Source organism: Amycolatopsis sp. 3B14, assembly GCF_050958625.1.
In the GTDB taxonomy this organism is placed as follows: domain Bacteria; phylum Actinomycetota; class Actinomycetes; order Mycobacteriales; family Pseudonocardiaceae; genus Amycolatopsis_E; species Amycolatopsis_E thermoflava.
Genome location: NZ_JBHZEN010000025.1, coordinates 66,544 through 90,204, shown reverse-complemented (window position 1 = coordinate 90,204; position 23,661 = coordinate 66,544). Strand labels below are relative to the sequence as shown.

Annotated in this window: 11 protein-coding genes; 6 read left to right on the top strand and 5 right to left on the bottom strand. The window is 69.0% G+C overall.

Going from position 1 to position 23,661, the window contains the following annotated elements; all coding sequences use genetic code 11:
• Window positions 1-43 precede the first annotated feature (43 nt).
• Genes ACCP09_RS15995 through ACCP09_RS15980 form a run of 4 tightly spaced genes read left to right on the top strand, consistent with a single transcriptional unit; the run spans window position 44 to window position 8,146 of the window.
• Entirely contained in the window at window positions 44-1,558 is a 1,515-nt protein-coding gene (locus ACCP09_RS15995; protein ID WP_433747614.1) for a DUF2397 domain-containing protein, read from the top strand.
• Entirely contained in the window at window positions 1,555-2,700 is a 1,146-nt protein-coding gene (locus ACCP09_RS15990) for a DUF2398 family protein (RefSeq protein WP_433747416.1), read from the top strand. Before ACCP09_RS15995 ends, ACCP09_RS15990 begins: the two co-directional genes overlap by 4 nt.
• A 41-nt stretch (window positions 2,701-2,741) precedes the next feature.
• A complete protein-coding gene (locus tag ACCP09_RS15985; protein ID WP_433747611.1) occupies window positions 2,742-6,905 on the top strand; it encodes a TIGR02680 family protein in 4,164 nt (1,387 codons plus the stop codon).
• Window positions 6,902-8,146, top strand: coding sequence for a DUF2399 domain-containing protein (locus tag ACCP09_RS15980; protein WP_433747413.1), 1,245 nt, complete (start codon window positions 6,902-6,904; stop codon window positions 8,144-8,146). Before ACCP09_RS15985 ends, ACCP09_RS15980 begins: the two co-directional genes overlap by 4 nt.
• 32 nt (window positions 8,147-8,178) lie before the next feature.
• Here ACCP09_RS15980 and drmC read toward each other — a convergent pair whose 3' ends face one another.
• Genes drmC through drmD form a run of 5 tightly spaced genes read right to left on the bottom strand, consistent with a single transcriptional unit; the run spans window position 8,179 to window position 21,703 of the window.
• Entirely contained in the window at window positions 8,179-8,904 is a 726-nt protein-coding gene (drmC, locus tag ACCP09_RS15975; protein WP_433747410.1) for a DISARM system phospholipase D-like protein DrmC, read from the bottom strand.
• On the bottom strand, window positions 8,879-10,915 hold the full coding sequence (gene drmB / locus ACCP09_RS15970; RefSeq protein WP_433747407.1) for a DrmB family protein: 2,037 nt from the start codon (window positions 10,913-10,915) through the stop codon (window positions 8,879-8,881). The genes drmC and drmB overlap by 26 nt, the downstream gene beginning before the upstream one ends.
• Window positions 10,915-14,586: a DISARM system helicase DrmA gene (gene drmA, locus ACCP09_RS15965; RefSeq protein WP_433747404.1), complete on the bottom strand. Its 3,672-nt coding sequence runs from the start codon at window positions 14,584-14,586 to the stop codon at window positions 10,915-10,917. Before drmA ends, drmB begins: the two co-directional genes overlap by 1 nt.
• The gene (locus ACCP09_RS15960) at window positions 14,583-18,518 is read right to left on the bottom strand and encodes an Eco57I restriction-modification methylase domain-containing protein (RefSeq protein WP_433747402.1); all 3,936 of its coding nucleotides are present in this window, start codon (window positions 18,516-18,518) and stop codon (window positions 14,583-14,585) included. The genes drmA and ACCP09_RS15960 overlap by 4 nt, the downstream gene beginning before the upstream one ends.
• A gap of 53 nt (window positions 18,519-18,571) precedes the next feature.
• Complete coding sequence (gene drmD / locus ACCP09_RS15955) at window positions 18,572-21,703, bottom strand: DISARM system SNF2-like helicase DrmD (protein ID WP_433747608.1); 3,132 nt, start codon at window positions 21,701-21,703, stop codon at window positions 18,572-18,574.
• A gap of 129 nt (window positions 21,704-21,832) precedes the next feature.
• Between drmD and ACCP09_RS15950 the strand changes: the two genes are divergently transcribed.
• The gene (locus tag ACCP09_RS15950; protein ID WP_433747399.1) at window positions 21,833-22,933 is read left to right on the top strand and encodes a helix-turn-helix domain-containing protein; all 1,101 of its coding nucleotides are present in this window, start codon (window positions 21,833-21,835) and stop codon (window positions 22,931-22,933) included.
• Window positions 22,930-23,469 carry a hypothetical protein gene (locus tag ACCP09_RS15945; protein ID WP_433747396.1) on the top strand — a complete coding sequence of 180 codons (540 nt, stop codon included), beginning with the start codon at window positions 22,930-22,932 and terminating at the stop codon, window positions 23,467-23,469. The genes ACCP09_RS15950 and ACCP09_RS15945 overlap by 4 nt, the downstream gene beginning before the upstream one ends.
• Window positions 23,470-23,661: the final 192 nt, after the last annotated feature.

Genomic DNA, 23,661 nt, shown 5'->3' with positions numbered 1-23,661 from the left:
CGTCCTGTGTTCGTACCCTGGGCGCGTGATCGACCACGACGAGATGCCGGAGACGGAGGCGCCCGCGGATCCGTGGTCGGCCGTACTTCCGGGACAGGAACTCGTCCCGGCCTACCTGACCTCGCGGTTCGCGGCGCAGTACCGGGTGATCGTCGACGTCCTGCTGGCCCAGCAGGACACGAGCCTGACCGGGTTGTCCTACGACGAGGTGGCTGCCGGGGTTCGCGCTCGCCTCGCCGGGCAGGTGCCGGCCGACGTAGTCGACCGCTTGCTTGCTCCCGAGGTCCTGCACCTGGACGCGCGGTTGGAGCGGTTGGTGCAGTGGCGGGTTTTGACCCGCTGGCAGGAACCCGCACGCTCTGGGGAGGACTTCCTGCGTCGGCGTGACCGGTACCAGCTCACGCCGAGAGCAGCCGGTCTGCACATCTTCTGGTCGTCGGTCGACGACACCGAGGAGGCCGCGGGTGATCTCACGTTGGCACCGCGTGCCATCCACGAACGGCTGATCGCCTTCGCGGAGGCGATTCGCCAGCCGGTGTTCACCGTCGCGGCGACGGAGTTCCAGCAGGTCGGCGCCATGCACCAGGCGATGGCCACGGCGGCTCGCGGGTGGCAGCGCACGTTGGCCCACGCCCTGTCGGGTGGCCCGGACCAAGCCAAGCAGGACTTGTTGTGGCAGACGTTGCGTTCCTACATCGGCATGTGGGGGGAACAGGTCGATGTCCACACACCGCGGATCGCGGAGCTGGTGGTCGAGCTCGACGCGCTATTGACCCCCGACGTGTGGCGGGCGTGCGTTCGCGCCGCGTTGGACACCGATGCGGACGACGAGGTGGTGGCCTCCCAGGCACGCCGCTGGGAGCACACCTGGGAGGCCCTGGGTTCCTGGTTCGGCGGTGCCGACAGCCAGGCCCGGAGGCTGCGGCGCCAACTGCGTGACCTGGTCGCTCCGTGGGCGCGCAACATGAACCTCCTGTTGGACACCGGTGGCGCGGTCACCCGCCGCGCTGAACTCCTGGCCTTGGCCGTCGCGGTCGAACGCGCTCACGACGACGAGAGCGCGTGGCGGATCTGGGACACCGCAGTCGGGGCGTACTCCGCACGCCATCTGCTGCTGGCGTCGGACTCCGCTGACGACAGCGACTTGAGCTGGATCAACGCCCCACCCGCGCCGGTCACCGCCCGTTTCCGCGAACAAGGTGCTCGCGCTGCAGTCGGCAGGCGGACCAAGATCCCGGACTACTCGGCCGGCAAGGGCGCCGCCCGCCGGGCCAGGCTCGCCGCCCAAGCCGCCCGCAGCGGCGCGGAGGCAGCGCTGCGCCGGCGTTCCGGAACGCACCTGGCCGACTGGGGCGAGATCACCGACGCAGAACTGGACCTGCTGTTGGAGTTCGTCGGCGTCGTGCGGCGCACACGGTCGGAGAGCGCGGTGACCGGAGACGGCCGGTGGCGGATCACGCTGCGCCGACCACCGCAGGCGCACGACACCACGAGCCTGCGCGCCGACAGTGGCAGCATGACGAGCTTGAACTGGTACTTCGAAATGGAGCCCGCGTGAACCGCGAGGCTGCCGACCGGCAGCGGGCGTTCACCGCCCTGCTGCGCTCGCCGGTACTCGACCTGCGCACCCACCCCGAGATATGGCCGTTGGTGCGGGTACACCGGGCGACGTTGAGCGAGTGGTTCGCCCAACGTCTCGGCTACCGACTGGTGGTGACCGACTCCGCAGCCCGGTTGTTCCGGCTTCCCCTTGACGGTGCCGTCGTCGCGCCCCGACGGTTCAGGCCGCCGACCCGGCGCGTGCTCGTGCTGGCAATCCTGGCTGCCGCCGCGGCCGAGGATGCCGAGGACATCACCACCACCCAGGACCTGTCCTACCGGGTCCGGGTGCTCTCCACGCACGAGGACGTCGAGCTCGCCCACTACGACCCCGACCGGTTCGCCGAGCGCACGCTGTTCGTTAAAGCAGTACAACTGCTGGTGTCCGTGGGGGCGCTGCGGCCGACTGGTCGTGATGACGGGGACCAGCGCGAGGGGTGGGCGCACCGCCGTGACGCGATCGGCGGTGCCTACGAAGTCCGCCGCGAGTTGGTGCTGCGCCTGGTGGACCCTGCCGCGTTGCGCGCCGCCCTGACCGGAAGACACGATGCTGGAGCGCCCCACGAGGCAGCGGCGCGGATCGGCTTGATGCGCAAGCTGGTCGAACTGCCCGTGGTGCTGCACGAGGACCTCACCGACGCAGAGCGGTTCTACTTGACCGGTCAGCGGCACCGCGTCCTGACCTGGTGCGCTGAGATGACCGGCTGGGTGGTCGAACAACGCGCGGAAGGGATGGCGCTCATCGCCGCCGATGAGGCGGACACGGACCTGCCGTTCCCGAGGCTGCGTGCCGCCGACTTCGCCGCCTTGATGGTTCTTGACGAGCTGGTGCGGACGTGCGGTGCGGGTTCGGTAGTCACAGCCGACGAGCTGGGTGCAGCGGCCACTGCGGTCCTGGAGCGGCACTCCAAGGCGATGACCAATGACTTGCGCGTGGGCAACGCCATGGGATCCACGGCACGGGATCTGCTGGGTGCGCTGGACCTGTTGCGTCCGACCGGAGGACCGGACAGATGGCGGTTGACAGCCGCAGCGGCCCGCTACCGTGACCCGCGGGTGGTGGCCATCAACGCGAGGCTTGACGAGGAGGGCGAAGGTTGACCCGACCAGGACCTGACCGCGAGCGGTGGCTGGCGGCGGCCATGACGGGCGGCCTACCGGAGCCGAGTCTCCACCGCTGGCAGCCCTTGCGCGTGGGCATCGTCAACCTGTGGGAGTACGACCAGGCGGAGTTCTGGTTCGCCGACGGCCGTCTGGTGCTGCGCGGCGGCAACGGGGCCGGCAAGACCAAGGTGCTCGAACTGACGACGCTGATGCTGCTGCGCGGTGAGATCGGTGCGTCCGTGCTCGACCCGTTCGGTTCTCAGCACCGCACGATGCGCTTCAACTTGTTGCCCACGGGTGAGGATGACGACCCTCGTCCGCCTTCGGACGCCGGTCTGGGCTATGCCTGGGCCGAGTTCGGCAGGCTCGACGACGAGGGCACGGCGCGGTTCTTCGTCTGCGGGCTGGGTGTCAGCGCCCGTCGCGGCAGTGGCACCTCCGCGGTGACCACGTGGCATCTGATCACTCACCTGCGCCCGGGACGCGACCTGAAGTTGTCCACGGCCGATCGGCCGATCGACCAGAAAGAGCTCAAGAAGGTCCCCGGCGTCACGGTGCCCGACAGCGCCGCGCGATACCGCGCCAGGGTGGCCTCCGAACTGTTCGGACTGGGTTCCGACGCTTACGACAACCTGACCGAGCTGCTCAAGCAACTGCGCAAGCCCAAGCTGGGGGAACGGCTCAACCCCACCAGCCTGGCGGAAACTTTGCGGGCGGCCCTGCCCCCGCTCGCTACCGCAGAGATCACCCAGCTCGCGGACGGGTGGGACAACCTGGAGAAGCTGCGAACGGCCGTGGAGGAAACCCGCAGTGCGGCCGTGCGGCTGGCGGGGTTCGTGCGCAGCGGTTGGACCCCTTGGGCGCGCATCGTCGTGCGCCACCGCGCCGACGCGCTGACCGCGGCAACCACTGAGCTGGACGGCACCACCAAAGACCGTCGAGCTGCGGAAACCGCCTTGGCCGCCGCCCGCGGTGAAGCTGACGAGCTGAACAAGGACATTAGCCGGGCACGGACGCACCGCGTCGACCTCGGTACGGAACTGCGCGAGTTGCTGGACAGCCAGGCTTTCCAGGATGCCGTGAGCGCGGCGAGCCGCGTCGAAGGGCTTCGCGATCAGCTCGGTGCCCTGACCGAGCAACTCGTGGGGGTCGACGAGCGCCACGCAGGGGCGGCTGAGGACGTGGCGGAGGTCGCCGAGTCGGAGGTAGACGCCGCCTCCGCCGCTGAGCAAGCCGAATCGAATGTGGTTCGGGCGTCCGAACGCGTCGAGACCGCCGGACGCCCCGCCGGACTGCACCAGTCGGTTGCACGGCACCTGCCCGCTCGTGACGTGCCCGCGTTGCGCGCCGACCTCTCGGTCCGCCGAGAGCGCTTCACCCGGTTGCAGCAGTTGCGTGCGGAGTTCGACCGAGCCGAATCGAACGCGGCGCGTTCGGCCGACCTGCTGGCCGACCGGGAGTCGGACCTCAACGGGGCCGCCGAACAGCGGGAACTGGCGCGCGACGGCGTCGAGACTGCAGTGGACACCCTGCGCAGGCAACTCCGGGAGTGGAACACGAGCGTCGTCCTCGCCAAGGCCGACGAGCGAACCGTCGAATACTGGTGTGACCTGGTGTCCGAGCTGACCGCCGTTGACCCCACGGGTGCTCCAGCCGAACAACGCAGTGTCTCCCCCGCGGCAGCGGTCGCCCGGCACGTCGAGGGCGTTCGGGATACGATGGGATCGCAACGCGCGGCACTGGTCCACGAGCATGGTGCTCTCTTGGCGGAACACGAGCAGGTCACGGCGGAACTGGCCGGGGTGCTCGACCGGACGGAGCGCCCGCCGACCCCTCCGGACTCGTGGCGCCGTCGCGATCGGCCTGAGCCGGACAGCGAGCTGGGCGCGCCGTTCTGGCGGTGTGTGCAGCCGGTCGGTGAGTTGTCGACGGACGAGGTCGACCTGTTGGAGGCTACCCTGGCCGCCGCAGGTGTGCTCGACGCCTGGCTGAGCGCCAATGGCGAGCTGATCACCCTCGCAGGCGGGGAACAAGCGGACACGGTGGTGGGCACCGGTGAAACGCGAGTTGACGCGAACCTGACGCGGGTTCTGGAGCCCACCCCGGCTGGCGGTGTCGAGCAGACCGCCATCCACGCCGTGCTCACGTCAATCGGCTGGCACGACTCACGCCCCGGCGGCGATGCGGCTGGAACCTGGTTGGCGGCGGACGGCACGTGGCGGTGTGCCGCCCTGTCCGGACGCGCTGAGGTGGCCCGACCCGCCTCCTACCTGGGGGCCACCGCCCGCGAGTCCGCAAGGCAGCGGGAGATCGACCGGCTGCGAACCCGACTGGCAGCGCTGGAGGAATCGACCAGCGCGATCGAAGTCAGGATCGGAGAACTCGACGACGACCTGCGCCGCCTCGCCGAGGAGTCAACGAGGCTTCCGGGCGAGCGTGTGGTCACCGACGCCGTCACCACCTTGCGGGAGAGGGAACGGCAAGCAGCCGACAGCGAACGCAGGGCGGTCTCGGCCAGGAACACCCACCGTGCGAACGAAGCTGCCAGGGACACCGCCTGGGCGGACTTCTCTGCGTATGCGGGCGAGCACGCCTTTCCGCTGGACGACCTGGCACTCCACGACACTGCTTTGCGGGACTACCACCAGGCCGTGGACGAATTGGCCCGCCGAAAGGAACTGCTCGACCTGCGCACAGCGACCCTCACACGCATGCGAAACGACTTGGCCGCCGCTCAGCGCAGGCTCGCCGGCGTCGATGCCGAACTGCACGACCTGCGGGGGCGGAAGCGGAAAGCGGAGGTACGCCTGCGCACCGCGGAAGAGGCACTCACCAGCGATGTCCACGCGCAGTTGAACCGTCGCGTCGAGCTTGACCGTCTGGTCGAGCGGGTCGACCACGAACTCGACGAACTCGGGAAACGACTCGCGGAGGCGCTGGTCACGGTCACCCGAGCCGAAGAAACACTCGACCGGCACGAGGAACGGCGTCGAGGCGCGGAACTCAGGCGGGATGCCGCGCTCTCGGCGTGGTGGGAGGTCTACGACGCCGGCCTCGCGCAGCCCCTCGGACTGGAGGAACCGGAACGCCGAAGCGTGGAGTCCGCGCGCGAGTCGACCCGCGCCGCACGCCGGGAACTACCGGACCCGGGCGACGAGGACCGCGCCTGGCGGCTCTGCTACAGCAAGCTCGAAGTACTGCGACAGGACCTGCTGCCCGATCGCGACGCCCGCGTGCAGGAGCCGGAGCAGGACGGCGCGATCCAGCGCGTGGTCATCCTGGCCGACAGCTCCGCCGGCTGGCAGGCGCCCTCGGCCGCCGCCGACCTGCTCGCCGACCAGGTACGCGCGCAGGAGAACGCGTTCGACTTCGAACAGCAACGGGTGCTGACCACCCTGCTCGGCTCCACGTTCATCGAGCACCTCAAGGATCGGCTGGACTACACCGCCCGGACCTTCACCGAGATCAACAAGCAGTTGACCAACCACCCGACCCGGCACGGCAACGCCGTGCAACTGAAGTGGGAACCCGACCCCACCGACCCCGACGCGGGCACCGTCGTGGACGCGCTGACCCAGGGCTACCAACAACTCTCACCAGCACGCCAGGAGACCGTGCGCTCCTTCCTCGCCCGCAAGATCGACACCGCCAGGGCGGACGCTGCGGCCGGGGGCTCCGCCGACTGGCGCGAGCAACTGTCCACCGCGCTGGACTACCGCGGCTGGCTGAAAATCTCGCTGCAGTACCGTCCCGGGTCGACCAGCCGCTGGGTGCCGTTCGACGCCGCCAAGCACGGTGCCAAGTCCGGTGGCGAGAAGGTCGTGCTGCTGTCCCAGCCGCTGTTCGCCGCCGCGGTCGTCGCCTACAACGCGGCCGGTGGGCACGCCCCGCGTTGCGTGTGGCTGGACGAGGCGATGACCGGCGTGGACGAGGAGATCAAGGCGTCGTTTATGGGTCTGACGGTGAGCTTCGACCTGGACGTGATGCTGACCGCGCACGACGAGTGGTGCAAGTACCCGACCGTCCCGGCGGTGGCCGTGTACGACCTGGCCAGGTGCAAAGGGTTGCCCGGAGTCGACGCCGTTCCGTACCTTTGGTGCGGCGGCGAGTGGACCGCGGTCGCGCTGCCGATCTCCGACGTGCGCGCCGACGAGGCGCTGCTGGCGGCGGACGGCCTGTTCGCCGAGGCGGACGTCGAGTGACGAACACGATCCCGCCCGGTATCGAGGACTGGGCACGCCTCCCAGGTCCTGCGGCTGTACTCGACGCCGTCCACGTCCGGGCCAGGCGCGGGCACCGCACCGAAACGGGAACGCTCACCGGCGTCGAGTTGACCGCGGAGCAGCGTCGGGAAGTCGCGCTGCTGCTCGGCACCCGATGGGAACTATCAGGTAAACGCGTCCGCCTCCAAGACCTCGCGGTGAGGCTGGCCGAACACCACCTGACCGTGCGCGGGCTCGTCGAGGCACTGCACGGCGAACAGATCGAACCCGACAAGGCTCACCGCAGCCGAGCCCAAGCCGTGGCAGCCGCTGAACACGCCCGCGCCGCCATGCACCTAACCGAGTCGGGTGTGGCCGCACACGCTGTGGAGCGGTGGCTGGCCGACACCGGCTTACCGCGGCCGGGCTCCGGTGAGCTCCAGGCCCTGGCCGAACAGGTGGCGACCGTCCTCACCAGACTGCGCATTACGAGCAGCGGGACGAGGCTCGCCCAACTTGCAGCAGACACCCTGCATGACGCCCACGCGCTCGATGCCGATCGGCAACCGGGACGCGGAGTGGCCCGTCTCCTGGCAATCGAGCACGACCTGCCCCGACCACAACGCGCCGGCCGAGCCTGGCGTGCGGCGTGGGCCGCCGCGGGGGTGATGTGCGACGGCGTGTCCTCCCGCGTGCTGGTGTTGAACCTCCCACTGACCGGTGAATCCCCGGCCGCGAGGCTGTGCGCCGCCGCTCCCGGCGAGCCCGTCTGGCTGACGCTTCGTTCGCTCACGAGCGCCTGGACCGCCTCCGCGAGCGACGTCTTCGTCTGCGAGAACCCCACCATCGCGGAAGCCGCCGCCGACGCGCTCGGCCCAACCTGCCCATCACTGGTGTGCACCGACGGTATTGCCTCCGGCGCCGCCCTCGACCTCCTCGCCGGACTCGCCACCGCCGGCTGCACGATCCACGCGCGGGCGGACTTCGACCCGGCCGGGTTCACCATCGCCGACCAGGTGCTCTCCGTGGCGTCAGGCGCGCTGTCGTGGCGTTTCAACGCGCGAACTTATGCCGAGGAGTGCGGCCTGAGCGGTCACCACGACGCCCCCAGTGACCTCGCGGCTGCTGTCGCCGGGTTACGGGTCGCCTACGACCTCGCACGGTCGCCGGTGCACGAGGAGCGGGTGCTCGCCCTGCTGCTGTCGGACCTCGCGGCCGGAGCAGGCTCCGCGGGTCGGTAGGACGGAGAGAGGATTCTGCGTGGGCACAGCCGTCAACGCACGACCTCGTAGAGGGTGTCCTCGACATCATGCAGTTGCCGCTCCACGGCCTCGGTGAGGTTGCAGTCATCGAGCAGTACCCCGAACTCGACGTTGCCGTACTCCGCGCTCCACGAGAAGTTCGCGCTGGACACCAGCAAGAACCGGTGGTCGACAGCGACGAACTTGGCGTGGTTGCGCACCACCGCACCACTGAACTCGACCGTTCGCAGGACCACGGCGGGAGCGAGGTGGGCCGCCACCTCGGCGGCGGTCGGCGTGCCCCGGCCGGAGGCCGACGCGTCGAGGTACACCCGGACCGCGACGCCGGGACGCTGCGCCGCCCGGCGCAGCGCCGCCCACAGACCGGAGGTCCGCTGGAAATTGAACGTCGAGCACGTCACGGAATGACGAGCGGCGTCCACCAAGTGCGGAGACGACGCCGTGAGCGGCCCGCCGCGAGCCAGGTGGCCTGGCATCGTCCAGAGGGGCGTAGCCGCGGTCGGTGCCGACCGCGCGCCCTCGACAGCGCGCAGCACGGCGATTCGGGCAGGTATGGACCCCTCCCGCAGCAACTCCCGAACACGTCCGCGCTGGCTCTGGGCTACGGCGCGCACAGCACTGGTCAGCGTGTCGCCCCGGGAGAGGCGGTCGGCGACCAGACCGGCCTCTGTTCCCGTGAGCCGTTCTCCCAGCTCGCGGGCCGACGCCGGGTCAATCCACTCGACCGAAGAACCCAAGGCCGCTCCCGGGGAGGTCGACGAGGAATCGCCGGTCCAGGAACCGGTTCGCTCGTTCGCACGACGTCTCCGACGCCATCGCGCAGCAGTGACAGGCGGCGCCGTGCAGGAAGTCCTCCGCGTCCTGGGGTGTGCGCATGGCACAGATCGGGTCGGAGGAGCAGCGCTGAGCCCGATAGAGCGCTCCTGACACCACGCGTTCCAGCCGCTCAGGCTCACTGAGCTGGACCAGGCCGCCGAGGGTTCCGTCGCTGTCGGAGGCTGTCGTGCAGATCAGCAGACCAGCCGCCGCCGGACGGCTGTCGGTCTCCGGCCAGGCGTAGAGACGTTCGGACAGGCTCGCGGCCGAGTAGCCGCACTTCATCGCCATTTCCCTGATCAGCACGTGCGCGAAGGTGTGCACGAGCCAGTAGCGCGGCGGTCGCAGGCGGGTGTCGGGGTCCACCACCTTCGCGGTCTCGGAGAAGCGCCGCTCGAAGTTGCGCCGGTGCGCCTCGCGGTGGGCGAGCCAGACCGGGTCGCGCTCGACCTTCGCCTCCCACTCGGCCACCGCGGACTCGTCGAGCTGGAGGAACACACCCTCCCCCCGGTCTTCGGTGGCGACCGTCCACGCGGGCCGCTCCGCCCTGGCGAGTGGGACGAGCCGCCGCGAGAGGTCGCCGACGCGGTCCATGTCGTCGATCCGGGTGAAGCCGACGAGCGCGTTAACCTTGCGCAGGCGCTCGACCGCAAGCACCCGCGTGATCTGCGGACGCAGCGACGGGTCACGTTCGCGACGGGACAGCGTCAGGCCGCTCGCCTCGTCCTCGTGCCGCAACCCGAGAGGGTCCTTGAGCAGGTACTGCCATTCCGGGACGAGGAGGTCCACCGGGTCCCAGTCCTCGCGCCACCGGTCCAGCTCCTCGTCGGACTCGCCAGGCGCCAGCGCGGCGGCGACCGCTTGGGCGAGCTTGTCGTCGGGAATCGTCGCGAGGTCCGGCGGACTGCCCGGTTTGCCTTCGAGCACGTCGCGCAAGGTGTCCAGGTCGTCGGCGTACTTGGCGAGCCTGGTGCCGAGCACGGTGCGGATGCGGACGGCGAGGTCCCCCGTGGTCTCCTGCTGGGACTCCGGCATGACGATGATCGACTGCGTCGCCGGGAACCACAGGTTCGACGCGCCCACCAGCATCAGCCGCGTCTCGTTGCGGCAACCGTTCGGCTCGAACGCGTCCAGGTGCGGGTGACGACCTCGACAGCCGGGCAGCTTGGCGCGCCCCGCTTCGCCCTGGGCCTCGTTCATCGGTCGTCGCGTGCCGCACGACTCGCAGCCGATGACGGCGGACGCGCCCTTGCCAGCGGTGCGATCGACCATCTTCAGCGCGGGGAACTCCGCGTTCGGGCAGGGCGACCAGTGGTGGACCCACTCGTCGTAGGGGAACTCGTCGAGGTGGCCGTCTACGCAGGCGAGCAGGTACCGGGCCGGCACGGCCGTGCGCCGCACGGGCTTGCGGCTGCGGTTGCCCGCGCGTCCGGTGCACTTGGCGTGCTCGAAGCACGCGAGGTCGGCCCGGAATGGGTGGGTGTTGGTGTAGGCGAACTGCGACAGGCTGCCGAGCATGTCGCAACCCGTGCACCGCATCCACTGCGGGAAGACCCGCGCGGGTACGCCGAGGTCGTTGCCCTCGGTGGAGAAGCTGATCTTCTTGGCCTGGTTGGGGTGCGGGCGCAGCCGCACGTCCCTCGAGCGGAGCAGCTTCGCCACCACGTCGCGCAGGCGCGGTGCGCGGATCTCCGGGGGGTTGTCGCGCCGCCTCCAGATCCGGTCCCAGTCGTCCAAGCCGGTGGGCATGATCGTGAACTGCGGCAGGTCCATGATCGCGCCGGGGCCGTAGGTGTAGAGCAACGACGACGGCCGGCCGGAGCCGACCTTGGCGCGGTTGTACTTGGTCGCCTTCTCGGCCTCCTTCTCGGCGTCGCCCAACGGGTCGACGGCCGTCGCGGGGTCGTAGACGAACCTGGTGTCGGTGGTCATCAGGGCTCCGAGGGCGGTTGCCAGCGCGGCGCTCCGGGCGGCGCGATGTAGACGAGGTTCTCCTTCACTGGGCTCACCAGGAGGTTGATCTCCGGCTGCACCTCCCGCATCGAGTTCGCCACCACGAACGGCGGCGCGTCTCGCGAACCGGTCCGGGACTTGGCGTTCTCCGCGCTCATCATCAACGCGTCGTGCCTGGTGTCGTCGGTGACCCGCTCGTAGACAAGGGCCTTGCGGTGGTCGGCCAGGAACCGGCGGCGCTTCTCCCAGTTGTCCAGCCGGTTGCGCAGCAGGTGGGACGTCCTCAGCGCGGTCTCCTCGTCCGCGGCCCGCAGCACCCGGTCCACCAAAGCGTCGATGATCTCGGCGACGACGTCCCGGCGTCCGCCGACAGCACCGGCGTTGTGCTCGGGGGATAGCCCTTGCGCCTCAGCCGCCTGGAGGACGCGCACGGCGCTGACGAGGACACCGTCCAGACCTCGGTCCAGGGAGGTTGCGGAGAACGGCGTGACCGACAAAGCCTCGACCTGGGCGTAGAACGTCTCGTGGTAGTGCCGGAACTGCTCGAAGTGGGCGAGGTCGCGCGGCCTGGCCCAGTTTCCCAAAGACACCACAAGACCGGGGCGAGCGGCGTCGCGCCCGACGCGGGACGACGCCTGGATGTACTCGGCGGTGTTCTTCGGCTGCCCTACCACCAGCATCAGCCCGAGCCTGGTCACGTCCACACCCACCTGCAGCATGGACGTCGCGAGCACCGCGTCGAACGGGCTGACCTCGCGGGTCGGCACGGGCTTCTTCGCTTCGCGCAGCGCCACGATCTCCCGCTTGCCCGCGGTGGAGTCGAACACGGTGGAGAAACCCACGGCCATCTGGTCCAGGGTGGCGGTGATGTCCGCGCTCGCCACCCGCGAAGTCAGCTCGGCGACGTGCAGCGCCCCGAAGTTGGTCCCGGTCCGCCTCGGCAGCGCCGACCACGGACGGCCTTTCGACAGCGCCGTCTGGATGTCGTCTCCCATGTACCGCGCCATGCCGGCCAACTCGCGGGTCGCGCTGAAGTAGCCCACCAGCGACATGTACGGATCGGCGGCCTCGCCGGACCGGTCGAGCAGCAACTGGCCCGCCGCCATCAGGACCTCGGCGACCCGGATCTCGGCGGTGGTCAGACGCACACCCGCGGTGGACAGCCCGATGTACCGTCGCCCCGGGAACTCGGCGGAGATCTTCTCCTCCTTGGAGAAGAACGTCCGTCCCGCGTCGAGGACCTGCGGGGGGAAGATTGTCACATCCCGCCCGTAGAGCGCTTTGACCTGGTCGGCGGCGTTGCGCGCGGTGGCGGTCGAGGCGACGAGCAGCGGGCGGACCGGTTGCCCTCCGGCCGTACGCCACGTGCTCATGACGTCGATCGCGACCTCGAAGAGCCCGACCGTGGTGCCGAGCGCGCCGGTGATCAGGTGCAGCTCGTCCTGGATGATCAGGTCCGGCGGGCGGAGACGGTTCGCGGGGCGTACGGCCGCTGCCGGCAGACCATCCTTGGCGGGGTGTTTGTTGCCGTCCTTGATCTCGCAGTACTTGTAGTCGGGGTGCACCACCCCGTGCCGCTCGCACCGCCGCGAGACGTACCCGAACAGCGACGCCGCCTCGCCCTCCCGCGCCAGCCGTGCGAACTTGTCGACGGTCGCGATCACGAAGGACGGGGTCAGGCGGTAGATCTCCTCGTCCACCGTCAGCACCGGCAGACCCTCGGGCGAATCGCCGCCTTCGGCGAAGGGGCAGTCGGCAAGGTCGTCACCGCAATACACGTGCACCCGTCGCGTCTCGGCCCTGGCTACGACGTCCTTGGACGTGATCTTGGTTCCACACCACGGGCAGCGCTGGATCTGCAACACCGTCAGCCGGTACCCGGCACCGGCGTTGTTGGCGCGGGTGAGCTGCGCCTCGGCTTCGTCGAACCGCTTGGGGCTGACGTCCGTCCCAACCCACAACCCGATCCGGAACGGCTCGGCGCCCCACGTACCCACGTCGGCGAGGCGGGCAACCTCCGCCGCACAGACCAGGGCTGTGGCGCGCTGGAACTGCTGCGCGGTGAGCAGCCGCAGCGTGTAGCGCATCAGGACCGCCACGCCGGAGTTGCCGTCGAGCGGCCCGTCCGGTGTGGACACCACGCCCTGTCGACGGCGGATCGCGAACGTGTACGCGGCAAGACCCAGGTACGCCTCGGTCTTGCCACCGCCGGTCGGGAAGAACAGCAACTGCGCCTTCGGGTCACCGCCGGAGCGGCGCTCGGCGGCGGGGTCGGTGAGCATCGGCAACTGCATCAGCACGAACGCGAGCTGGAACGTCCGCCAGGAGTGCGCCTTCGGGCCCTGCGCGAGCACAGCGGTCCGCGCCTGTTCGATCGTCTCCCGCGGGTTCTTCGCCCGCCGTTGCGCCACCTGCGACTGGATTCGCTGATCGGCCATGACCTGGTTCATGAACCGGAAGCAGCGCAGCGCCTCCTGGTCGGAGAGCAGGTGCTCCAGCCCGGCGGCGAGCTGTGCCTGGACCTGCCGCGCCTCCTCGACGAGTTCGATCCCGTCCTCGCGCAGGTGCTCCGGCAGTGCTTGCGCACGGGCGAGTTCTCCGTCGAGCCAGGCCGCGTACCCACTGACGATGGGTTCCAGCCCGGCGCGCAACTCTTCCTCGGTCGCGGTGGTCAACGCGCGCATGTCCAGTAGCGCCGACCCGATCTCCTCGGCGGTGGTCTGCGGTGTCTCGGCGGTCGGCAGCCAGGTCGTCCACACGGCGCTCGCCCGCCTGCTTCCAGCGGACGACTCCCAGTCGACGGAACAGGTGCGGCCGATCGCGAACTCCAGCCGGTCGCGGTACTGGAGGTTGAGCCTGCGGAGTTCGTCGTCGCGTTCCTCGCGGGTGTCGGTGAGCCGGTCGGTCACCGGCAGGAACACCTCCTCACCGCCCGCGTCGACCCGCACCTTCGTCTGGTACAGCCAAGCGTTGACCGGGATCTTGCGCGGCGCCACGCGGTCGTTGCACAGGGCCACCTCGATCAACCGCTTGCCGTCCGTGACGTCGTCGTACCGGTCGATGCGCAGCACCACGGTGTCGCGGAGGTGGATCGTCGTCGTCCGCGTGGGGTCGAGGTCGGCGACGACGACCTTCTTGACGAACTCGATCGGCGTGCGCTTGTACCGCCGGACCTTGCTCTCCTTGTCCTTCACCGGCTCGTACTGGCCCCACGAGGCGGTGACGGTGAACTCTGCAAGGTCGTCGGGAATCTGGCAGCGCAGGCCCATCGACGCCGGGATCATCAAACCGCGCTGCTGCGGCTGGTCCTCGACCTCGTCCTCGTCGGCGCCCGCACCGCTCTCGTCCACGGCGGTCACCGGAACGCCCTGCACCTGCTCGGCGTCGAAGGCGTCGCCGACATCGGTGGCGGCCTCATCCTCTTCGGCGTCCGACGGGTCGTCACGCCCCGTCTTGAGCTTGAACGGCGCGATCCGCCCGACCAGGTACACCACGTCCGGCGGGCCGTCGAGCACCTCCTCGGGACCGTTGGCAGGCCCGAGGAGTTCCCGTTCGAGGATGTCGACCAGGTTCTCCCGAACTGTCAGCGACGTCCCGTCCGGCTCGTGCGCGAGGCGGTACTGCTGTTCACGCTCGTGCGGCGCGGTCACTCGTCACCCTCGTCTTCTTCCGCGGGAGGCGGGGCCTCTCCCTGGGCTGCGGCGCGGCGGTGGTTCTCTTCGAGCAGCCGGTCCAGGATCTCCACGCGGGCTGCCGGGCTGACGGTCCAGCGGGTCATCTGCCGGTAGGTGTGGAAACCGTGGTCGAGCGGCACGTCATCCCAGCCGTAGGCGGCCATCACGGAGCGGTCCAGTTCGACGTGGATCTCCCGCATCCGCGCCACGTCCGCGTCGTCAGAGTTGGCGGTGCCGGGGTCGTTGACCAGGTTGTACAGCTTGGTCAACCCAAGCTGCCGCCGAAGCATGATCTCCCGCCGCTCGCCGTCCAACACCCGCCCAACCTCCGCCAGCTGCTCGGTCGGCTCTGGGCGCGGGAAGGTCTCGAACACATCGGACGGGGTATAAACCGCGTCGGTCCGCATAGTCGATCCATACTTAATTGCCCACATCTGATGCACTGTCGACGACAGAATGCCAAGCTGGGAATGAGAACCTTCAGCGAAGACCACCAGTTTTTGGTCATAAACAAAGCGGTTAGCGACTAGCATCGGCCGCAGCGTCTTACTAGTTTGAGCGATTACGATAACCGCGTTCAGGCTAGCAATTGCTGCACGCATTGCAGGGCGTTTTTCGGCATACTGCCACCAATACTTGCCGTAAACTGCTCGATTATTCGATAGCCGCTGAGGTCGCACTTTTTCATAGACACGAAGAAATGGAAGAGAATACTTTCTGGCTTCAACTTCGGGCCGATCATTGAAATCAATTATCCATCGAGATGACGAAGTGTCAGGGCGCGAGTTAAGGTTCTCTCCGTTCAAGTAGGGAAACAGAACATCACTATTACTAACGTCAGATTCTATCCATGCGGCGGCTTCATCAGGCTCCAGCACGAACCCCAAACCTAGAACGTAGCAACCCTTGAAGGCAATGCCGGTGTTCTCGGCGAGGCGGGCCGGTGGTCCCTCTACCCGCCCCACGGGCTCCAACAGGGTTGAAATGCGCTCCGCCTCTACATCATCCGCTACTCGTGGAACCCCAGCCGCGACCGAGCCCTGCGTGCCCCACATTGCCGCGTATTCCAGGTTGGCGCTGGACGCTGGCCAAGACCTGCTCTGGATCGCCCGCGTAATCGTGAAGCCATCGGCGACCATCCGGTCCAGCCCCACCTCGCGGGTGTCGCCCTGAGCGACCGTGTTGGTGGCAATGAGCCCGAGGTTGCCACGAGAGTTGAGCAGTGTTCTCGCTCGCAGGAAGAAGTACCCGACGAGGTCGGCGCTGCCCTTCGTGCCGCCCGCGATTGCGTTCACGAACCAGTCCCGGACGTTGGTGCCCATCGTGCCTGTCAGCTTCTGCCCGCCCAGGAAGGGAGGGTTTCCGATGACTGCGTCGAAACCGCCGCGCGTCATCACGTCCGGCACCATCACAGGCCAGTGCAGCGGCTTCCAGCGTTCGTAATCGGTGCGCACGGTCGGGGTCAGTCCCGCGCTCAGAATCCCGTCCAACATGGCGCGGTCGCCGCCGGGCGCGTAGGCGTCGCTCAGCGCCATGCGCAGGTTCTCGTACTCGGTGTTGAGCTTCTTGCCCGGTTTGCCGCCGTGCCTCAGTCCGGCGGCGATCACGGCGTCACCGATCTCATTCAGGCGGGCGACCAGTTCCCGGTACTCGCCCCACTGACGGCGCTTGGTGGTCGCGGACCGCTGCGGGTCGGCGTTGTCGACCTCGGTGGCCAGCTTCTCGCGCAATCGCACCGCCCGGGCCAGGACGCCGTCCACATCGGGCTGGAACAGCGGCATCTGCCGCACGGAATCGGGATCGATGTGCTGGAACCTCAACTGCCGCACGTCGGTGATTCCCAGCAGCGAGTTGCCGTGCAGGATCTTGTCGTCCACGAAGGAGAACGGCAGCTTGGCATCCAGCGACACCAGCCACAGCGAGAGCTTGCACATTTCCACGGCCATGCCGTTGATGTCCGCCCCGTACAAGCAGTTGGCCACCACGGTCCGGAGGGCATGGGTCTGTTGGTCGTGCGGGGTGCCGATGGCGACGCCCTCACTCCGCCACGCCTCCACCAGCCGCGCCGCGAGGTATCGCGCCGCCGCCACGAGGAACGCGCCTGAGCCGCACGCGATGTCGGCAATCTTCAGGTCGAGGATGCGGTCCGACGACACCGGCACCCAGGCGTCCCGATCCGCCATCTGGTGCGGCCCCGGGTCGTAGACCAACGGCTCCAGCGCGTGCAGCACCACCTCCTCGGCCAACGACTTGGGCGTGTAGTGCGCTCCCGCGGAAGCACGCGACGGTGTCTCCACCACCAGCACACCACCCGGCAGGACTACCAGCGGTCGGTTGCGCAGGTCTCGGCGGATGATTCCGACGAACGGCCGCAGCCGGTCGCGCAATTCCTCGTCCGTCGTGACCGCGCGCAGTGCCCGCTCCGCGTCCTCGACCTGCGAGCTCTCCCGAATCGCCTTAACCAGCGCGGCCTTGGACGGCGGGGTGGCGGCGGGCTGGTTCTCCTTCGCCCAAGCGAGCAGGGCTTCGGCAAGTGCCGTGTCGGTGTGTTTCGTCTCGGCCAGGGATTCCAGCACGGCCAACGGGATCTCGGGTTCCTCCCCCTCCTTCCCGATGAGGCCGACCATCACCTCGTCGACCTCGGCGCAGGAGTAGCCCAGCAGGCCCTCGTAGATGTAGCCGATCTGCTCCACGTCGATATCGCGGAACGAGATGCGCCGGGCGGGTTGCCCCTTGATCTTGGCGACCTGCACGGCCCGCAGCACTTCCAACATCACCCGGTCGGATACGGTGATCGCAAGCCCACCGGACCGGCCCCGCGCGGTCAGGAACGGGAAGCGGCCCGGGTCGAACAGCGAGCCGCCGTACGACGGCAGACGGACATCCTCGAAGGACGCACCCTGGTACAGCGCCAGGGAGGTGGCGAGCAGGCGGTGCCAGGTCAGGTAGGTGTTGTCGAGGGCCTCGGCACTCTCCTCGCGGACGCGGGTGTCGAGCGCGTCCAACTCCTCGCTGATCCCGTAGCCGAGGGAGAACAGTTCGCCCTGGGGCAACAGGCCGCGTTCCTCGGCGAACAGCAGGAACACCACCCGCATCATCACAGTCACCGCCGCCTCGTACACCTGGCCCCGGTCCTCGGGCAGCGGGTCGTCCTCGGCGCTCAGCGCCGCCTCGGACAGGGCCTGCACGAGCAGCTCGACCGCGCGGCGCACCTGGGTGCCCAGGGCCTCGGTGATCTCCTCGGCGGCGGCGACCGACTCGCCGAACAGCTCGGTCAGCCGGTCCTCGGGCTTGCCGCCGACCAGCCTGCGGCGCTGGAGCAGCGCGATCACCGCGTCGCGCGTCTGTGCTTCCTCGATCCACGTCTGCGCATCCACGATGCCCGAGGCGGCCATCGTCTCCCTGCGGGCACTGACGATCGCCCACCAGCGACCGTCGGTGACCACACCGATGGGCACACCGGAAGAGCGCAGCAGCTCTTCCATGCGATCGACCGGAGACGCGGCCCACCCGTCGTCCAGCGGATCGCGCAGCGACTCGACCGGGTCGACCACGAGCACCAGCGCGCCGACAGCCTCCCCGTGGACCAGCTCGCCGCTGGCGCGCACGGTCACGCTGTGGTCGGGGGAGCGCACCTCAGCGGTCGAGTCCGCCCGGTAGGACTCGCCCCAGCCGAACACGTCACGAAGGACGGTCTCCACCCAGACGTCGCGCTCTTTCCGGTACAGCTCCAACGTGGCCTGGTCGTCCCGCCGGAGGTCCCAGTCCTCCCACGCCTTCTCGAACGCCGGCTTGGCGTCCTTCAGGGCCGCTACCGCACCCGCGTCCGGTCGTGGCATCCCCTGCGGCCAGACCCGTTTCAACGCGGGCAGCGCCAGGAAGGGCCCGTCGGTGTCGACCAGCTCCAACCACCGGCGGTGGAGGTCGGCTCCGTTGGGCGGGGACTTGCGAGCGGGGCGCGTCATGCCCGCACCAGCCCGGTCTCGGCGTCCGCCGGGGTCAGCGCGAACACGACCGCGGCTGCGGAGACGTGCGGCCGGATGTCCCGGTAGCGCTCGTCGATCGAGGCGACCTCGCGCCGTTCCTCCTCGTCCAGGCCCGCGAGCCGGTCCTCCATCGCGCGCAGGTCGCGGCGGCGCTGGGCCTGCTGGTCGTCGGTGAACAGCTTCTCCTCCTCGGCGCGGATCTCGCCCGCCAGTCGGTCGCGGGACTCCCGCAGGTTCTCCCGGAAGGCGGCGAAGATCTCGTGCACGCGGGCGATGTCGGAGCTCCGACGGCGTTCCAGGTCCTCGGTCACCCGGGTGTGCCGCGCCTCCGCCTTGCGCCTCATCGCGGCTTCCAACCGCGTGCGCAGCCGGGAACCCTCCGCGTTCCACATCTCGCTCAGCGCCGCGCGCACCTCTTCGCCGGCCAGCGAGAGGTCCTCGGCGTCCAGGGTGGCGTCGAGCACGTCCTCCACCTTCTGCTCGGCCATCGCGTTGCCGTGCATCCGGATGCCGGTCAGGAAGACCTCCTCGTGCAGCCGCAGCCCACCCCTGCCGACCAGGACCAGTCGGGACACCGCGGCCACGCACGACTCCGGCAGCTCCTCGGCGACGACCGCGGTCACGCGGTTCACCGGCGAGTCCACGCCGAACAGCGCGCTGCGCAGCACCCTCGTGGCCCGCTGCATGAGCCCATGACCGAGGTGGACGTGCACCAGATTGGGCCTTCCCCGCGCGGCCGTGTCGTCGAACGTGATCGGACGGGGCTTGCCCGGCTCCAACCGGGTGTCCAGACCGCGCAGGGCGACCTGCCACGCCGCACCCAGGTTCGGCACGGTGAACACCGGAGCGTCGGTGTCCTCGGCGAAGGAGAAGTCCTCCACCAGGGGAGGCTGGGCGGTGAGGGTGAGAGCGGTGTCCACCACGCGGCGGGCGTTGGCGGGAGTCAGGTGCATCTCCGTCTTCCGAGCGTCGTACGTCCTGGACAGCTCGGTGAGCCTGCGGTTGAGCTCCTGGCCGCCGGCAAGCGTGGAGTTGATGACAGCGTTGCCGTCGTCAGGGGCCGTGTGCCGCGCCTTGCGCCCGCCGGGCACGGGCGCGAAGTGGTCCTGTACGACCTGGTTGACCGACTCGAGGTCGGCGGCCACCGTCCCGATCTTGTTCGCGACCCGCTCGACCAGGAACCTGGCGTCCCGCGCGTACTTGCCGTCGGAGGTGTCGGGGACGAACTGGAAGATCTGTGGGGTTTCGCGCTGCCCGTACCGGTCGATCCGGCCGATCCGCTGTTCGAGCCGGGACGGGTTGAACGGGATGTCGAAGTTGACCAGCCGGTGGCAGTGGTTCTGGAGGTCGATGCCCTCGCCTGCGGAGTCGGTCGCCACCAGCACGCGCACGGGGTGCTTCGACGGGTGGGCGGTGAACCGGGCGCGGATGAGCTCCCGTTCTTCGGTGGGTGTGGAGCCCTGGATCGTCGCCAGCACGTCGCCGTAGCCGCGCTGGGTCAGCACGTCCGCGATCCACTCCAGGGTGACCGCGTACTCAGTGAACACCACCACCCGCTCGTTGGTCCACGTGCGACCGTCCGGGCGGCACACCGAGTCGAGGAAGCCGATCAGCGCCTCCAGCTTCGAGTCCGGCCTCTTCTCGTACCGGCTACCCCAGGCGATCAGGGTCTCGACCTCCCGGCCGGTGGCGGCGACCAGCGGGTCGGAGCGCTTGCTCTGCCGCAGGGCGGTGAACTCGGGGTGCTCGGCGTCACCCTCCTCCTCGTCGGACTGGCCGCTGCCCAGCACCTCGGTGTAGTACTGGTCCTCGTCGTCGAAGTCGAGTTGACGTCCCGTGTCGGCGGCCTGTTCGTACAGTTCCAGCGTGCGGGCGAAGGCCCAAGGGCTGGACAGGAAGCGCTTCTTCAGCAGCATCGCCACGAGCCCGCCTGAATGCCCTCGGCCGTTCGCACGAGCGCTGTCGGTGAGGATGCGGTCCAGCAGGTCGAAGTGGCGCTCCTCCTGCTCGTCGAGGGTGAAGGGGATCTGCTTCAGCTCCCGGGCGCGGAACCCCTTCTCCGGCAGCTCTGACTTCAACCGGCGCACCGCGACCTCCCGCAGCGCACGCTTGTCCAGCGTCGCGCCCCGGGTGAACCGGCGGCCGTCGATCATCTCCATGAGCGCGGTGAACGACTCCGAGTAGCCGTTGTGCGGGGTCGCGCTGAGGAACAGGCGGTGCTCGCACTTCTCGGCCAGCGCCTTTGCCGCGATGGTGCGCTGGCTATCCACGGCGTAGCCACGCCCTCCGGGGGCAGTGGTCGGGCTCGCGGGTGCGACGTGGTGCGCCTCGTCGACCACCAGCACGTCGAAGGCGAAGCGGCGCGCCGACCTGGTGTCCGACACATCGGCGAACACGTCGCGCAGAAGGCGCTGCGCCCGGAGGGTGGGCAACCACGACATGCTGACGATCACCCTGGGGAACAGCCGGAACGGGTTGGCGGCCAGCCCGTGGCTGCGCCGGACCCGCGCCATCAGGGCGCTATTGACGATCACGAACTCCAGGCCGAACTTCTCCCGCATCTCGTCTTGCCACTTCAGTGCGAGACTGGGCGGGCAGACGATGACCACGGACCTGGCACGGTGCCGAAGCAGCAGCTCCTGGACGACGAGTCCGGCCTCGATGGTCTTGCCCAGGCCGACGTCGTCGGCGAGCAGCAGATTCGTCCGCGACGACTGGAGAGCGCGTCGCAGCGGTTCGAGCTGGTACGCCTCCACGTTCGCGCCACTGCGGAACGGCGCCTGGTAGGAATCCGCGTCCGCCGAGGTCACGGCGCCCCAGCGGACGGCGTCCACGAAGGCTGCCAGCGTGGTCGGGTCGTCGAACCCGTCGGGGGTGATGGTCTCCGGCAGCCCCTGGTCCGGCGCGACGGTATGCCCGACTTCTAGCTCCCACACCACGGTGAGCTCCTGCCCCAGGCGGTCCTCCTCTAAGGACTGGAGGTTGACGGCGTGGGTGATGCCGGCGACCCCCTCGTCGGCAGGGCTGCGTGGCAGGCCCTGCCGACGGACCGACGCCACTGCCCACGTCGAACCTCGGACGTTGACGACCTGCCCAGGCTCGGGCACCGCCGGCAACGCCGCCGACCTGGGTGGATCGTCCGCCACGACCGTCACGTAGTTCCCCTCTCCGGAAGTCGCTCGCAGTCATCATCATGCTCTCTTGCGATTTTCGCAAGGTCAGCTAGGCTCGGCCCTGTGACGAGCGTCCCGAACCGCGTACGCGACCTGATCGAAGCGTCGGGCCTGACCCGCCGTGCCTTCGGCGCGCGGATCGGTCTCGACGAGTCCAAGCTGTCCAAGTCGTTAAGCGGGACACGACGCTTTTCCTCGGTCGACCTCGCCCGTATCGCCGAGACCTGCCACGTGACCGTGGACTGGCTGCTCACGGGAGACACGCCCGCGGTAAGCATGGCCGCCAGGACGACCGGCGGCAGCGCGCGTTCGGCCCTCGACGCCGCGGCCGGCTTCAGCGCTACCCGCACCGACCTGGCGACGCTCGGCTATCCCCAACAGTGGCGAACCCCGCCGTCCCGCCGTGTCACGGACCGGTACGCGGAAGAAGGCCGAGACCTGGCGCACTGGGCAACCGAGGCGTGCGAGGGGTTCGGCTCTCCCTCCACGTCCGAGGACCTCAGCAGCCTGGTCGAGGCGGTCTTCGGCGTCGATGTGGCCGTGGTGGACCTCGACGCCGACTTCGACGGCCTTGCCGTCTCCTCGGCGGACGTCAAGCTCATCCTGCTCGCCACCAGCCCGCTTCCGTCGAGACAGCGGTTCACGCTCGCCCACGAGCTCGGGCACCTGCTCGCAGGCGACGACCAAGGCGTCCACCTCGACCGGGACGTCTTCGACCGCGCGCAAGCCAGAGAACCAGGCGAGGCACGAGCCAACGCCTTCGCTTCCTCGTTCCTCATGCCCGAGGCCGCGCTCCGCAGTGCCGCGCAAGCAGGCATCACGGAAGCGGCTTTCGCCTCGCTCGCGTGGGACTTGGTCGTCAGCCCGTCCGCGCTCGCCTACCGCCTGCTTCACTTGAGACTGATCGACGCGGGGACCTGTGACCGTTACAAGGTGATCCCAGCCGCGAAGGCCGCGCACATGGCGGGTCGTGGTGAAGAGTTCGCCCGACAAGTCGCCGCATCGAGCACACCCCGGCCACCCGGCCTTTTGATGAGAGACGCTTATGCCGCCTACGAGACCGGAAAGACCACGCTCAGGCCGTACGCGAACCTCCTGGGCGTCGACGTCGACGTCCTCCGCGACTCGATCGAGGCCGACACAGCAGTGGACGGCGCCCTGTGACCACGTTCCTTTTCCCGGACAACACCGTGTTGTGCAACTTCGCCGCCGTCGATCGCCTCGACCTGCTCGAATCGGCGTTGAACCACCGTGGCAGGTGGACCGAAGCAGTCGCCTACGAGGCATCGAGGTCTGTTTCGTCGCTCCCCGTCTTGGCAAGTGTTGTCAGCGACGGCTGGCTCGGAGAGCCGATCAGGATCGATGCCGCGTCCGACATCCAGGAGGTCAACCGATTACGACGAGCGGTCTTCGGTGGCATGGATCATGAACCTCTCAAGCACCTCGGGGAGGCGGAGACATGCCATCTCATCCTGAACGACGACCGGTTCACCGGTTCGTGGTGGATATCAGACGACCGCGAGGCCCTGCGCTACGCCCGGTTCCAAGGCATAACGACCCGGGAAACGATCGACATCGTCGCCATCGCGGTGGCCCACGGCGACATCGCCGAAACCCAAGCGTTCGACCTCATGCGCAAGATGGTGCAGGCCGGCAGGTCTCCCCGCCTTCCACGCACAACAGCGCAGCTTCGCCATTGACACCACCGCAAGCCGACCGGTGAGGTGCCGCAGGACACCGATGTGCGGTTCGGGCATGGGATCGGGCGGTCACGCTCGGGACCGAATCCGGGTGGACTTGTCGGCGCAGCGGACGCCGACGCCCACAACGGACAGGATGTCGTGAATGGACGTGAGATTGGCTTCGGTCAGCGTGACAGCGGCTGCCCGGGT

Bases quoted from the DNA above. Each gene is read 5' to 3' on its own strand.
- ACCP09_RS15985 (WP_433747611.1), top strand. From the start codon at position 2,742: ATGACGGGCGGCCTACCGGAGCCGAGTCTCCACCGCTGGCAGCCCTTG.
- drmB (WP_433747407.1), bottom strand. From the start codon at position 10,915: ATGACCACCGACACCAGGTTCGTCTACGACCCCGCGACGGCCGTCGAC.
- ACCP09_RS15995 (WP_433747614.1), top strand. From the start codon at position 44: ATGCCGGAGACGGAGGCGCCCGCGGATCCGTGGTCGGCCGTACTTCCG.